The 14,127-nt window shown below is 56.4% G+C and carries 16 protein-coding genes; all 16 read right to left on the bottom strand.

The features are described 5' to 3' along the window. Nucleotides 1-48: 48 nt before the first annotated feature. Nucleotides 49-579 (bottom strand): ethanolamine utilization microcompartment protein EutK, encoded by a 531-nt coding sequence (eutK, locus tag IB222_RS06710; RefSeq protein ID WP_123267688.1) that lies wholly within the window; start codon nt 577-579, stop codon nt 49-51. An 11-nt stretch (nt 580-590) separates the two neighbouring features. Continuing rightward, the gene (gene eutL / locus IB222_RS06705; RefSeq protein WP_003838537.1) at nt 591-1,250 is read right to left on the bottom strand and encodes an ethanolamine utilization microcompartment protein EutL; all 660 of its coding nucleotides are present in this window, start codon (nt 1,248-1,250) and stop codon (nt 591-593) included. 9 nt (nt 1,251-1,259) lie between these two features. After that, a complete protein-coding gene (gene eutC, locus IB222_RS06700) occupies nt 1,260-2,156 on the bottom strand; it encodes an ethanolamine ammonia-lyase subunit EutC (RefSeq protein WP_149281436.1) in 897 nt (298 codons plus the stop codon). A gap of 20 nt (nt 2,157-2,176) precedes the next feature. After that, entirely contained in the window at nt 2,177-3,538 is a 1,362-nt protein-coding gene (gene eutB, locus IB222_RS06695) for an ethanolamine ammonia-lyase subunit alpha (protein WP_003038029.1), read from the bottom strand. 11 nt (nt 3,539-3,549) lie between these two features. After that, complete coding sequence (gene eutA, locus IB222_RS06690) at nt 3,550-4,953, bottom strand: ethanolamine ammonia-lyase reactivating factor EutA (RefSeq protein WP_003835041.1); 1,404 nt, start codon at nt 4,951-4,953, stop codon at nt 3,550-3,552. After that, nucleotides 4,950-6,182: an ethanolamine utilization protein EutH gene (gene eutH / locus IB222_RS06685; RefSeq protein ID WP_003835043.1), complete on the bottom strand. Its 1,233-nt coding sequence runs from the start codon at nt 6,180-6,182 to the stop codon at nt 4,950-4,952. Before eutH ends, eutA begins: the two co-directional genes overlap by 4 nt. A gap of 119 nt (nt 6,183-6,301) precedes the next feature. Next, nucleotides 6,302-7,489, bottom strand: a complete 1,188-nt coding sequence (eutG, locus tag IB222_RS06680) for an ethanolamine utilization ethanol dehydrogenase EutG (protein ID WP_148361673.1) — start codon at nt 7,487-7,489, stop codon at nt 6,302-6,304. Next, nucleotides 7,479-8,318 (bottom strand): ethanolamine utilization protein EutJ, encoded by an 840-nt coding sequence (gene eutJ, locus IB222_RS06675; protein ID WP_063941690.1) that lies wholly within the window; start codon nt 8,316-8,318, stop codon nt 7,479-7,481. The genes eutG and eutJ overlap by 11 nt, the downstream gene beginning before the upstream one ends. A gap of 12 nt (nt 8,319-8,330) precedes the next feature. Further along, nucleotides 8,331-9,734 (bottom strand): aldehyde dehydrogenase family protein, encoded by a 1,404-nt coding sequence (locus IB222_RS06670; protein WP_149385196.1) that lies wholly within the window; start codon nt 9,732-9,734, stop codon nt 8,331-8,333. A gap of 11 nt (nt 9,735-9,745) precedes the next feature. Continuing rightward, nucleotides 9,746-10,033, bottom strand: coding sequence for an ethanolamine utilization microcompartment protein EutN (gene eutN / locus IB222_RS06665; RefSeq protein WP_003038011.1), 288 nt, complete (start codon nt 10,031-10,033; stop codon nt 9,746-9,748). 114 nt (nt 10,034-10,147) lie between these two features. Beyond that, nucleotides 10,148-10,441 (bottom strand): ethanolamine utilization microcompartment protein EutM, encoded by a 294-nt coding sequence (gene eutM / locus IB222_RS06660; protein ID WP_003835054.1) that lies wholly within the window; start codon nt 10,439-10,441, stop codon nt 10,148-10,150. A 36-nt stretch (nt 10,442-10,477) separates the two neighbouring features. Beyond that, a complete protein-coding gene (pta, locus tag IB222_RS06655) occupies nt 10,478-11,494 on the bottom strand; it encodes a phosphate acetyltransferase (protein WP_126317590.1) in 1,017 nt (338 codons plus the stop codon). Next, entirely contained in the window at nt 11,491-12,294 is an 804-nt protein-coding gene (eutT, locus tag IB222_RS06650) for an ethanolamine utilization cob(I)yrinic acid a,c-diamide adenosyltransferase EutT (RefSeq protein WP_148361672.1), read from the bottom strand. Before eutT ends, pta begins: the two co-directional genes overlap by 4 nt. A gap of 9 nt (nt 12,295-12,303) precedes the next feature. Further along, entirely contained in the window at nt 12,304-13,017 is a 714-nt protein-coding gene (eutQ, locus tag IB222_RS06645; protein ID WP_148361671.1) for an ethanolamine utilization acetate kinase EutQ, read from the bottom strand. Continuing rightward, complete coding sequence (gene eutP / locus IB222_RS06640; protein ID WP_003037998.1) at nt 12,995-13,474, bottom strand: ethanolamine utilization acetate kinase EutP; 480 nt, start codon at nt 13,472-13,474, stop codon at nt 12,995-12,997. The genes eutQ and eutP overlap by 23 nt, the downstream gene beginning before the upstream one ends. Before the next feature lie 12 nt (nt 13,475-13,486). Continuing rightward, nucleotides 13,487-13,822, bottom strand: coding sequence for an ethanolamine utilization microcompartment protein EutS (eutS, locus tag IB222_RS06635; protein WP_003037995.1), 336 nt, complete (start codon nt 13,820-13,822; stop codon nt 13,487-13,489). Between the last annotated feature and the right edge of the window lie 305 nt (nt 13,823-14,127).

Raw genomic sequence — 14,127 nt, 5'->3', positions numbered from 1 at the left:
GATCTTTTAAGCCGGAAGCTTCAACGAAGCCCCCGGCCCTCCGACAGGTTAATTTTTTAAGCGATAGCGACTACTGCGTTTACGCAACGCTCCGTCAGAAAAGAGCTGTTCCAGCGCTTTTCTGGCTTCATCAAGTGACCAGCCAAAGTGGGCGGCCACTTCCCCTGCCGTCATTCCTTGACGGACCGATGCTAACAGCGTCAAAAGTTGGGCAGAGGATTCAGACGTCACTGGGGCGTCTTGCGTCTTCTCTGGTTTCACTTCTGTTTTCGCTTCTGGCTTCTGTTCAGGTTTCTTCGGCTGGCGTTTAAAACCGCCGATCAGCCACTGGGTGTCATCGTCCGGCCGGCCTATTTCCTTACGGCTGATAACACGGCCCGTACGCGCTGCGGCTGCACTGCCAGCATCCAGCGCTGCGCGGCATGCCGCCAGATCGCCTTCCACCACCAGCGTCAGCCGACCAGGATCGAGCACTTCGTGGCTAAGCAGACGCACGTTCGCGGCTTTCAGCATGGCATCCGCCGCGTCCACGGCAGCCACCATGCCATCCACTTCCAGTAATCCCAGTGCATTGATCATCACTACCTCTCTTACGCGCGCTGGATTGGATTGCGGGCAATATCCAGAACGGCATCGGCAAAGGCGTTACATGCGGCTTTACAAGCGGCCTGGCTACCGGTCAAAAACGCGGCTGAATAGTTGGTTTCTGACGGCGGTGGTACATAGGTCACCAGTTGTACATCGGCAGATTTCAGCGCGGCATCAATACCAAATGTCGCTTCCAGCGGCGGTGCCACCAGATACGCCATCGGATCGCCCAGTCGGCATCCTGCGGTCGCGGAAAGATACGAACCGGTGCGCGAAACCACATGCGCCAGGAAGGCGGTATCTTCTGCGTCATTCGCCCACTGGAATGCCGCCCCGCTTTCAATATTGGCCACCATCGCGTCCAGACCTGCGCGAACTTCGGCTGGGTTTGGTCCACCGAGCATAATCAGCACTTCACCCGAGGTTGGAGAGGGACTGTGCGCCGCACCGGCATACAGCGAGCGGCCATAAACCACTTCGACCATTGCCTGTTTTGTCGCTTCGTCTGCGGCAATATACGCCACGTCATCAGAGTCTGCTGTGATGAGTCCGAGGCTACGTATATGTGGCGGTAATTTAAGTTCGCGGGCAAAACCGTCATTTACCGAGGCAATCACACGCATCGCGGTGACTGAAGGTCTAATTAAATCTAATGCTGGCATGATGCCTCCTTAACGGGTCATATTGATGCCGGATGCTTTTTGCTCCAGCATGCGCTTGGCCAAATCCACAATCACCGCCGCCGCTTCAACCGGTGGCGTACCGCCCTGGTGAATGTTCGAGATACAGGTACGGTCAGCCTCAACGGTGGTTGCCACACGCGGCGAATAGACGGCGTAGCAAGAAAGACTTTCCGACTGACCGAGGCCCGGACGTTCACCAACCAGCAGGATTACCGCTTTTGCACCCAGCAGTTCGCCGATCTGATCTTCGATTTTCACGCGCCCATAGCGAACAAAGAACGGCGTCCCGACTTTCAATCCAGCCTGTTTTAAGCCCGACAACAGCGGCGGCAGGATCTCTTCGTAGTTGGCGGTAATCGCGTCGGTAGACAGGCCATCAGAAATAATCACCTGCACATCCGGATTCATTACACACTGTGATTTCAGTGCTTCAATGGCTTCCGCACTCAGACGACGCCCCATGTCCGGACGCGTCAGATACAGGTTTTTGTCGCTGATTTCCGAGCGCACTTCCAGCAGCCCCTGGGCTTTTACCCACTCTTCCGGCACTTCTTTCAATACCGTATCTTTCGAACGTGAGTGGTCAGCCAGGAAACGCAGCAGCGCCTGGGTACGCGGACGAGGACCGGCACGACCGGTACATACACGCGCAGCGGTGCTACGGCGCAGTTCGGTCAATACCTCTGCGCGGTGCGGATTCTCAACGCCAATCCATGCTTTGGCTTCGGCTGAGCCTAAGTCCATCGCACAGCTTTCACCGGTCGGCGCGGCGCACTGCGTGGTGCTGCATTTTGCTGGTGCTGACGATTCTTGAGCCTGCGGTTGAGACTCACCCATTGACGCCATTACGCTGCGTACAATTTCTTCAATCTGTTTTTGATCCATCGTGTGTCATCCCCGCGTCATCAGAAGAACAGTGACGGATCGCCCGCCCGTTTGGTCAGGCGACCGTTTGCCATAATGCCCATGGTTTCCAGCCAGCGTTCAAACTCCGGCGACGGACGCAGGTTCAGCAGCTGACGCACGGTCGCGGTGTCGTGGAAGGCGGTAGTCTGATAGTTGAGCATGATGTCGTCACCGAGCGGCATGCCCATGATGTAATTGCAGCCAGCGGTGGCGAGCAGAATCATCAGGTTTTCGTTAAGGTTCTGGTCAGCATCAGCATGGTTGGTGTAGCAGCAGTCGCAGCCCATTGAGATGCCGCTCAGCTTGCCCATGAAGTGATCTTCCAGACCGGCACGAATAATCTGACGGTCGTTGTAGAGATACTCCGGCCCGATAAAGCCCACCACGGTGTTCACCAGGAACGGATCGTAGTGGCGCGCCAGCCCGTAGTTACGTGCTTCCATCGTCACCTGATCGGCGCCGAAGTTCGCGCCCGCGGAAAGCGCAGACCCTTGCCCGGTTTCGAAGTACAGGCAGTTTTCCCCGGCGATACGGTTGAACTCAGCGCCCACTGCACGAGCTTCATCCAGCATGGCCAGCTCAACGCCAAACTCTTTTAAGCCTTTTTCGCTACCGCAGATACTCTGGAAAATCAGCCCGCCCGGCGCACCGCGACGAATCGCTTCGATCTGGGTAGTCACGTGTGCCAGTACGCAGCCCTGGGTCGGGATGTTGAATTTGTCGATAACGCCGTACACGGTATCCAGTACGCGGCTTAAGTTTTCCACGTCATCCGTTACCGGGTTAACACCAATCACCGCATCGCCCGCCCCGAAGGACAGCCCTTCGTAGATTTGTGCCGCAATACTCTGCACGTCATCACGGGTGTCGTTCGGCTGTAAACGGCAGCTGAAGGTGCCCGGCAGACCGATGGTGGTATTGGCCTTTTTGATCACCGGCATTTTCTTACCGCCGTAGATCAGGTCCGCGTTAGAGCAGATTTTTGCTACCGCAGCGACCACTTCCGACGTTAACCCTTTGCGCGTAAACGCAATGTCATCAACGGAGGTTTCATCGCTCAGCACGTACTCGCGCAGCTCGCTGATACTCCAGTTTTTGATACGGTTATATGCCGTTTCGTTGACGTCATCCTGAATCAGACGCGTTACACAGTCCTCTTCATAGGAAATCACCGGGTTATTGCGGATATCCGCCACCGTCATTTCCGACAGTACCTGCTTGGCCGCCACGCGCTCCTGCGAACTGGTTGCAGCCACTCCTGCCAGCACATCCCCCGAACGCAGTTCGTTGGCTTTTGCCAGCACCTCTTTAACATCCTTAAACTGATAAACATTGCCGAACAATGTGGTCTTTAGTTTCATAAGTCGTTCCCTCAGGAAGGAAATGCGAGTGATTTCACCGTCACCGGCACAACCGATCCGCCAAAAAGAGGCGTACCAATGTCGATATAGTCCCCCGCCCGGACAACCACCTCATCGATGACTGCCAGCGGGTGTTGCTGTAACTGTGGGCGTAACAGCATGCCCAGGGCCTTACCAAAATCCTGCTCGGCTACCACCAGCAGGGGATGCGGATTCGGATAGCGCGCGACGAAGGCCAGCAGCGCATCAATCACCGTTAACAGCGCGGCGTAGCGCACCGGCAGTGAACCGGGCAGCGCCAGCACGTAGGCGTCTGTTTGCGGGTCAAGATCGAGCTGCATTAGCGCCTGTTGCCAGGCGGCCACCAAATCAGCCTCATCAACCGGAATCGCCACCGGCAGATTGCGCAGCGGAAGCGCCACACCTTCCAGCCAGATAGTGCTGCCCGAAAGCGACAGCGTATGTGCACCAGCGCCAATCACCGTGGCGCGCACGGTTTGCGCCGGGAACTGCACGTTCATCTCACGCAGGCGCGGATGTTCATGCAGAGCCGTCGCTAACAGCGGGCCAATGTCGGAAAAACAGAACGGGTCGGCGGGTTGGTTGCGGTAGCACTCGCCCACCCCGCCGGACAACGTAATCACTTCCGGTTTCATGCCCGCCGGTAACAGGCCGGTTTGCATCAGCGCCTGTGCCAGCGGTGATAACGTGCCGTCGATCACCTCCACAATCAGCGCCGCCATCCGTCGGGCTACCTGAACAAGCTGCGCCGCATTGAGAGTTCGGGCATCAGTGCCCGGACCAAATACGTCATCAACAATCATCTGCCCCGGCTGATGCGCATGCACAACGCGCCCCTGGCCGTCCGTTTCCAGCAATCGTCCGCCGACGTTGAGGCAAGCCGAACCGCTGACCTTTCCGGCATCGAACAGAACGTAGTTCGACGTACCGCCACCGATGTCGATATTCAGTACGCGGCACAACTTCTGCTCGGACAGGGTTTGTGCCCCCGCACCGTGACCGGCAATCACCGATTCCAGATGCGGACCGGCGCTGGCCACCACAAAATCCCCCAGCGACTGAGAGAGCGCCATCACCGCCGGTCGCGCATTGCGGGTTTTGGCACTTTCTCCGGTGATGATGATCGCGCCGGAATCGACAGTCTCAGGCGCAATACCCGCCGCCTGATACTGGGCGAGGATTAGCGCCTTAAGTTCGGCCTCTTTTAACCCGCCCTGCTTATCAACGGGGGTAAAGAACACCGGGCTTTGCCAGCTAATTTCGCGTTTGATGAATTCGTAGCGCGGCACCTGCGACACTGCCGCACGGTTGACCAGCTCAAGGCGCGAGAAAATGACCTGAGTGGTGGTGGTGCCGATATCGATACCGACGCTCAGTAGCTGGCGAGTATTCACGATTGCGCCTCCGGGTTGGTTTCTACTTCTGCTGGCACATCTTCATCTTTCGGCACTAACAGCATAGCCACACCAATCGCCGTCACGCCGCCAATCAACTTGCCGACAATCATCGGGAAGATCATCGCGTTCATGTTGGCAGCGGCGAAGCCTAAGTGGTCACCCAATGCAAAGGCCGCGGAGACCGCAAAGGCGCAGTTGATCACTTTGCCGCGGGTATCCATATTCTTCATCATGCCGAACATTGGGATGTTGTTCGCCAGCGTCGCGACCATGCCGGCAGCCGCAATATTATTGATTTTTAACAGGTTACCGACACTCATCAGCGGTTTTTCAAACCAGCGAGTCAGCAGCAGTACCATTGGATACGCACCGAGCAGTACGCAGGAAATAGAACCGATAACTTCGATGGCGCGCATCACTTCACCCGGCTTGTCGCCCGGAGCCATGAAGATAGGATCAAGACCTGGGATCAGCTCCCAGCCGAGCAGGAATTTAACCACCGCTGCTGCCAGGCCGATGGTGATCAGCGCCACCAGGAATTTCGCGAAGATCTGGAAGCCGTTGATCATTTTTTCCGGGATGAATTTCAGTCCCAGCGCCACCAGCACAGCCACGATCAACACCGGGATCATATTCATCAGGATCAGCGCGAAGGTGAACTCCACCGGCTGCCCGTTGATTTCGACACCGGAGTACATCGCAATCAAACCGCCCGCAATACAACCAATCGGAATGGTGACAATACCCGCCAGCACGCCCAGCGCCAGATAACGACGGTCAGACGGTTCAATAATCCCCAACGCAACCGGAATGGAGAAGACCAGCGTCGGCCCCATCATCGCCCCGAGGATCAGGCCAGAGTACAGCCACGCCGCAACGTCGCCGCCCGCCAGTTCTTTCGCCAGGAAGAAGCCGCCCATATCGCACGCCAGCAGCGTTCCGGCAAACATCGACGGGTTCGCGCCCAACATTTCATACAGCGGAATAATCACCGGCCCGAGCACATGCGCCAGAACCGGCGCCAGCGCGGTCATACCAACCATCGCCAGACCCAGTGCGCCCATCGCCATAAAACCTTCTTCAAACTGGCCGCCCGATCCCTCAATACTCTTACCGAATTTACCGAGGAAGCGTGCCGAACCGCCGAACTGCGACAGGATCCTGTCCACGGCGGCAATCAGCATAAAGAACATCATGATGTACATGATGATTTCGTTAATTCCCATAGCCCCTACTCCCTGTCATTTGTGATTTGTAGGCCGGATAAGACGTTTACGTCGCCTCCGGCATTAACGCCGTGTTATTGCCGGATGGCGGTGCGAGCACCTTATCCGGCCTACAGGCATTACCCGGCAGCCGCGTACAGGTCGATGATCTGTGTCTGCGTGGCGGTGCGTGGGTTACTGCGAATACAAATATCCTCCAGCGCGGCGTGAGCCCATGCGCTGTACTGCTCGGGCTTTGCCCCAACGTCAGAGAGTCGTTTGGTCTGGCCCACTTCGCTAATCAACTCGCTGACCGCGTTGATAGCATCACGATCGTCCGATTTCTTGTTGGTTAACGCGCGTCCGATATGGCTGAAGCGCTCACGACACACCATGCGGTTGAACCCCATTACCGTAGGAAGCAGCATGGCGTTAGCCTGTCCGTGTGGAATGTGCAACGTCGCCCCCGGCTGGTGCGCCATCGCATGGCACAGGCCAAGCCCAGCGCTGGAAAACGCCATCCCGGCCATACAGGAAGCCAGCAGCATGCTTTCGCGCGCCGCCAGATCCTGACCGTAGCCGACGGCCTTCGGCAGCGATTTACCGATCATCGCTATCGCACCAATCGCCAGGCTGTCGGTAAACGGCGTCGCGTTCAGTGCGCTATACGCTTCAACGGCGTGCGTCAGTGCATCAATCCCGGTCATCGCCGTTACGTGCGCAGGCACGCCTTCCGTCAATGCGGCGTCAAGGATCGCCACATCCGGCATCAGGGTTGCGTGGGCCAGCACTTTTTTGAGTCCGGTCGCGGCGTCAATAATCACCGTGACGTTCGTGGTTTCTGAGCCCGTTCCGGCGGTAGTCGGTACGGCAATCAGCGGCAGACGCGGGCGTAACACGCTGCGCTCGTCCATGTCAGCCAGCGTCTGGGTGGGATTGGTCACCAGCAACGCCACTGCCTTGGCGGCATCCAGTACGGAGCCGCCGCCAAAAGCCACGACGCCATCGCACTTTGATTCACGCAGCTGCGCGACTGCCGCGCAGACGTCCGTAATGCACGGTTCGCCTACCGGGCATGGCCACAGCGTCATTGCCACACCTTTCATCGCCAGGCTGCGTTCCAGTGCGGCGGTCATCCCCGCCTGATGCAGAAAGCTGTCAACCATGACGAACATATGCGTCAGTCCGCGCGTTTGTGCTTCCTGTCCGCAGGTACTGAGCGCTCCCAGTCCACATAACGTAACCGGGGGAACGCTAAACGTTTTTACGCGTTGCAGATTCAGGGTATCGAATGCCTGAAAGAGCGCGGTCTGCAATTCAGCTTGCATAGATTCCTTCCGCTTTTTCTTTTCCGCTGTTTGCAATCGCCAGCGGAGTCATAAACAGGCTGTGCTGGGGTAAATGCACCTGCAGCTCCGGGAAACGCTTACGGAACAGTTCATCAACGCCTGGCTGCATACAGGAGCCACCCGCCAGCCACAAATCAGCGACACTCTGTCCGGCAATATGGTGCGCCACGATTTCCGCCATCTTTTCGTAGACAGGCTTCACCACCGGCCAGATTTCTTTGCCATTGCTGCGCTTGTACTGCTCGGCTTCCTCCAACTGGATACGACGGTTCCCGGCCAGCGTCAGAGAGATATGGTGCCCGCCGGTCGCTTCATCAGCGGAGTAAGTCACTTTTCCCTGTTTAACAATTGCAATCCCGGTAGTGCCACCACCAATATCCACCACGCCGGCGTTATCAAGCTGCAACAGATCCGCCACCGCGGTTGGTTCGTCGAGGACATGGCTCACTTCAAGCCCGGCAGACTCCAGCACGTTAATAGAGATGCGTGGGTCAGTTCCCGGTGGAAACGAGGTTGCAGCATGGGTAAAACGGCAACCCAGCTGTTGTTCGAGCGTATCGAGATGGCGACGAACGATGGTCACCGCACCAAAGAAATCCCAGACGATGCCATCGCGCACGACATCGGCCCAGTCCAGGCAAACCGCGACCGGTTGTCCGTCACTGTCCACAACCATCGACACCACATCACACGTTCCCAAATCAATGCCCAACCACAGCGGTGAATCGCTCTTTGCGGGCGTCTGGTTACATAGCGTTGCCGCTTTTAGCAGTCTGGGTGTCAACCAACGTTGTTCGTCGTGCGCCATCTCATTTACTCCTTATACAATTCTGAAGGCGTCTACCAACACACAGCGACGCAGACGCACAAACGTACGCGCACTGGTCACCCCTTCCCCGGTTGGTGTGGTAATGGTCATCGTGGTCCAGCCTTCACCGCCCAGTCCAAGACCGGCAATGCACGGTCCGTTCTTAACGAAGATGCTGGTATCAATGGCGTTTGCCATACGGTTCATATTTTCGATATTGCGCGAGTGCATCGCCGCCGTATGGTGGCAGCCGCCTTCCAGCTTGACCGCCAGTTCAATGGCTTCATCGACGTTGGCAACCCGTACGACCGGCAGCACCGGCATCATCAGTTCGGTAACGGCAAACGGATGCGTCGCTGAGGTTTCGACGAATAACAGACGGGTTTGCTCCGGTACGTTCAGACCAATCGCCGCAGCGATTTTTCCGGCATCGCGCCCGACCCAGTCACGACTGACCGTGCCTTTACCGCGCTCATCGATATTTTTCAGCAGCACCGGCTGCAGCTGTTCGGCCTGAGCCGCGGTCAGTTTCACCGCATGCTGGCTTTCCATCAGACGCATCAGTTCATCAGCGACGCTATCGACCACGATCAGCACTTTTTCGTCGGCGCAGATGATGTTGTTGTCAAACGATGCACCTTTGACTATCGACTGCGCCGCGCGTGCCAGGTCAGCCGTTTCATCAACCACCACTGGCGGATTACCCGCACCAGCGGCAATCAGACGTTTGTTGGTGTGCTTACGCGCGGCGTCCACTACGGCTTCACCACCGGTCACCACCAGCAGGCCGATACCTGGGTACTTGAACAGACGCTGGGCAGTCTCGATATCCGGGTTGGCAACCGTCACCAACAGGTTTGCCGGACCGCCTGCGGCAACCACCGCCTGGTTAAGCAGAGTGATAGCGCGCTGAGAGACTTTTTTCGCCGCCGGATGCGGTGCGAAAACCACGCTGTTACCAGCGGCAATCAGGCTGATGGCGTTGTTAATGACGGTCGCGGCCGGGTTGGTGGATGGGGTTACCGAGGCCACCACGCCCCACGGCGCGTTTTCAATCAGCGTCATACCGTTATCGCCGGTCAGAACCTGTGGAGACAGGCATTCCACACCCGGCGTGCCGCGCGCCTGCGCCACGTTTTTGGCAAATTTATCTTCGACACGTCCCATGCCGGTTTCAGTGACGGCAAGTTCCGCTAATTCTCTGGCGTGCTTTTCGCCCGCCTCACGTAGAGCCGTGATAGCCAGTTGGCGCATGGCGACGCTTTTCAGCCCCTGCTGGGCTAGTTTTGCTGCCGCCACTGCGTCATCCAGGGAGGCAAAAACGCCCATTTCTTGAACGGCACTGACGGGTTGGCTGCTGTCTTTCATTTTCAGCAGTACCGCTTTCACGACCTGTTCAATATCCTGTTGATTCATGATTTTCTGCCTTATTTATGGAAGATCACCTGACCACCTGCCACCACTTCATCGACAATGCCAATCACGCACAGATCGACAGGCGATGATTCATTCCGGTGCGCCTGACGGGCGGAGCTTCCGCTGACCAGCAGCACCCACTCTCCGGTTCCCGCCCCGATGCTGTCGATAGCAACAGCACATTGCCCGTCGGGATTTCCCTGGGCGTCAATCATTTCCACCATCAGCAACTTGTCGTGCGCGAGCCCCTGATGGCGTACGGTACAAACAATTTGTCCTGTAACGATTGCCAGTTTCATACGCGCCTCCGTGGCATATTTCAGGTAAAACCTCCCCCTACCCTCCGCAGAAGGTAATGTGAAAAGGAGAGAGGGTGACGCCAGCAATGAAGTCTGTGGCGTCACATGGACGACTTACATGTCGTTGCTGTCGCCTTTAAAGCTGATCGGGAACACTTCTTCCAGATCGCCGTGCGGACGTGGGATCACGTGTACTGAAACCAGCTCGCCAATACGCTGTGCAGCCGCAGCACCTGCGTCCGTTGCGGCTTTACATGCCGCTACGTCGCCACGGACCATGGCAGTGACCAGACCGCCACCGATCTGCTTCACGCCAACCAGTTTCACGCGTGCCGCTTTAACCATTGCGTCAGAAGCCTCAATCAGTGCAACCAGGCCCCGGGTTTCAATCATTCCTAATGCTTCCATTGTGTTTTCCTCTCATTAAGGGGTCCAGAACGGGACCTAAACAACCAGTGTGTGCGAGGCGTTTTCACGACTCATGTCAGTCTGGCGCGGCACTGCTGCCACCAACGCCAGTTCGATAATTTCCTGTACGCTACAGCCACGAGAGAGATCATGAAGCGGTGCGGCAAGCCCCTGAATCAACGGACCTACTGCGCGATACCCTCCCAGACGCTGAGCGATTTTGTAGCCAATATTGCCTGCCTCCAGCGATGGGAAGACCATCACATTGGCATTGCCCTTTAACGGGCTGGCGGGCGCTTTTTGCGCAGCGACATCCGGAACAAAGGCGGCATCAAATTGCAGTTCTCCGTCCACGGTAAGCTGCGGGGCACGCTCACGAACGATCTCGGTCGCCTGCTGCACGTTAGCAACGTTAGGATGACGAGCACTGCCATTACTTGAAAACGACAGCATGGCCACGCGCGGCTCTTCACCGGTAATGGCCTGCCATGTCTGTGCGCTGGCAATCGCAATATCCGCCAACTGTGCGGCGGTGGGCTGCGGCACGACGCTGCAATCGGCAAACCCTAATGACGGCCCAAGGTACTGCGGCAGCATCAGGAAAATTGACGACAGCGTTTTACAGCCAGGCTGTAGCCCGATAATGCGTAATCCGGCACGCAGCACGTTCGCTGTTGATGAGAGATTGCCCGCAATACAGACGTCTGCTTTGCCCGCGCTGACCATTGCGGCGGCAAACATCAGCGGATCGTTGAGTTTTTCCAGCGCATCTGCAGGCGTTTTATCTCCCGCACGGGCCAGCCAGCGCAGCGCAAATTCTTCGCGCATTGGCAGGTTGCTTTGCGGATCGATAACCTGAATGCCATCCATTGCCACCCGGTGGCTGAGGGCAAACTGGCGCAGCGCAAACGGACTGGCGACGAGAATGGGATGTGCCAGACCGTGCTGATGCAGGTAATTCGCCGCCTTCAGCACCCGGACATCCAGCGCATCCGGGAACACCACCCGTGCCGGTGAGCGTTGGGCGAGTTGACGAGCACGTTCAATGATCATTGCTTCTCCCCCAGTCGCTGTTGAATTTGGTTAACCGTCAGCGGATGCTTCGCAACGCTCAGAATCATCATCACGTAGACCGTACTGGAAAGGCGGTTGAGCGCCTGCATGATGTCCGGTCGCATAACTTCAAAACTGCGAGTGATGAACACCTGGGCCGCCACCGTCTCCGTTTCACGAACTTTGGTACGCAACAGATTAAGTAGCGCGCAATCGCGTCCGTGGCTGGCTTCAGGCACCAGATGGTCGTGATCCAGATAGCGCAGCGGTTGATGCGAAAGACGGTGTAAATCTTCGTCACTTAACCCCACGACAGCTTGTGCTGCCAGCGGCTCATCCATGGCGTCAGCGCGCATAATATTGCCCAGGCGCGAGCGGATATCCGCCAGCCACGGCTGCCACTGTTCTGCCATCTCAATCTGCAACCACACGGCCAGGGCGATGGTGCTGTCCAGCGCGGCGCGAAATCCCAGCCGAGGGTCACTTTTGGCGACCATCTTGTCCGCCGTCAGATGCGTCAGGGTGTCCGGTTTCTTCGCCACCGGTTGATGGCACAGTTCGCAGCTGGCCTGTGGATGCGTATCACTGCTGGTTAATCCATGCACCGGCTGCGGCTGCTGTTCTTCGTCATCAATAAACAGGCTGCCCTGCTCGTCGATAAACTTAATACGCAGATGTCGGCTTTCCAGTAATTCCCGGGCAGACGGCGTCAGGCGAGCGTCAGCGGGGAGATGAATTTCAGCCCCTTCGCTGAGCGTATGATTCGCTCTGAGCCATGCTTCGGTAATGAAATCCTTCATACATCCGCCTTAGCAGGACTGCCAGTTCGCAGGCCAGGCCACATACAGAAACTTCACCGTCGATGGCGTACCAAATTCGATGCTGGAACCTTTCGGGATAAACATTACGTCCCCGGCTTTTGCAATCATGGTTTCGCCTTCGTGGCGAACGTGCAGCTCGCCTTCCAGAATCATGTCGATTTCGTCGTAGTTCAGCGTCCATGGGAAAAAGGCGTTATCCCACTGCATAAACCCGGCGGCCATACTGCTACCGTCCTGGTCGGTCACCAGATCGGTTAAGCCCACGCAGTGCGGCTGCGCGCCGTCAAAACGACCAAACTTCACGCTGCTGCCGTCGATGACTTTGACGCCGCCTTTGCCGGTTACCGAGTTAAAGCTCGGCTGCATTCCGCCCTGTTCCAGCGACTGCTTCTCCTTCATAACTTTGTCCATCAGTTGGGCGACCAGGCTTTCGGTAAACTGCCCTTCCGGTAACTGCGCAATGATGGTTTCGCGAATGCGCTGGCTTTCCGTTTTGCCGTCATCCGCCGCCGCAGGTGCTGCCGTAGACGTTGATACGGCTGCCGGTGCGGATTCATCGCATTCCGTGATAGTGACGCCCAGCAGCGCCGCAACTTCGCGCGCCTCCGGGGTGATGATGCTGGCGCGCAGAACAACCGATACGTCCTGTTCACCGCGTGCGTGGGCCGCACGAATATCGTTAGCTGTGATGAGTTTTTTCACCTGCCCTTTCCTCCTTTTGGCTGAGCTCAGTCAGATAATCCACCAGGTGCTGCACGCTGCGCGGGTCATGGCTATTGAGCTCAAAAATCGGCTCCTGAAACCCCATCCCGCGAAGTAGTTGTCGCGTTGCGGCGACGTCGGCATCCGGCATGTCCGTTTTGCTGATAACGGCGATTTGTCGTTTACTGGCGCCGATATCCAACAGCCCGGCAGGTAAGCGACTTTCTTTATCATTTGCCGCGTGTATATAAATCAACGTATCGACATCCTGCAGCGTAGTAATTAAGGCGTGATACCAGCGCGGATGGCTAAAATATTCCCCTGGCGTATCGATATCGCCATTTTCATTAAACTCCACGGCCTGTGTTTTTCTGGCGAGGGAATAATTCCCCTGTAGCGCATTAAAGAGCGTGGTTTTCCCCGCCCCCACCGTACCGACAAATGCAATACGTTTCATCGCCGCCTCTGATTAACTTTTTGTCAGGTTGCACAAAGTGAAATTTAATAATCGACCCAGACCGCTTACCGTCTGTAATAACGCTTCTTCTACTGCGCCTACCGAACCGTAGATCACCAGTGCGCCGCTGAATCTATCGAGAAAACCGATATGTACATCCGCCGCCTTCATGGCTAAGTCACCGGCAATCATCGCGGTTTCGCCTGGCGTCAGCGTCATGATGCCGATAGCGCCCGCTTCGGGAACGCCGATCTTTTTCGCTAATTCCTCGCCGGGGTGCGCAATGAGATGCGCCAGCGTGACCTGTTTCCCCGGCACAAATTCCTGAATAATGCGTTCTTTTTCCATTGCTCACCGCCTCCGCTAAAACTGCCCTTATCGTGGCAATTTTTTGTCAGAGTAAATAACAAAATTCGGCAACCAGGTTTAAAAGGTGAAGTAGATCACTAAGAAAGGGAAATAAGTAAGGAGAGTACTCTCAGCTAACTTTCGGCTTGTATCTCTAATGGCCCCTTAAATGAATAAACACATCCCATTGATTTCTCTTATCTAAATATATTCTCATTTTTATATTCCGAAGCTTTGGTGACTTTATTTTATACCTTCAACACATTTATCTTTTACCGCTTAAACCAATGGATAGAATAAAAGGA

Source organism: Citrobacter sp. C13, assembly GCF_014596815.2.
Classification (GTDB): Bacteria; Pseudomonadota; Gammaproteobacteria; order Enterobacterales; family Enterobacteriaceae; genus Citrobacter; species Citrobacter portucalensis.
Note: the sequence above shows the minus strand (reverse complement) of the source record. Positions and strands in the feature narration are given on the sequence as shown.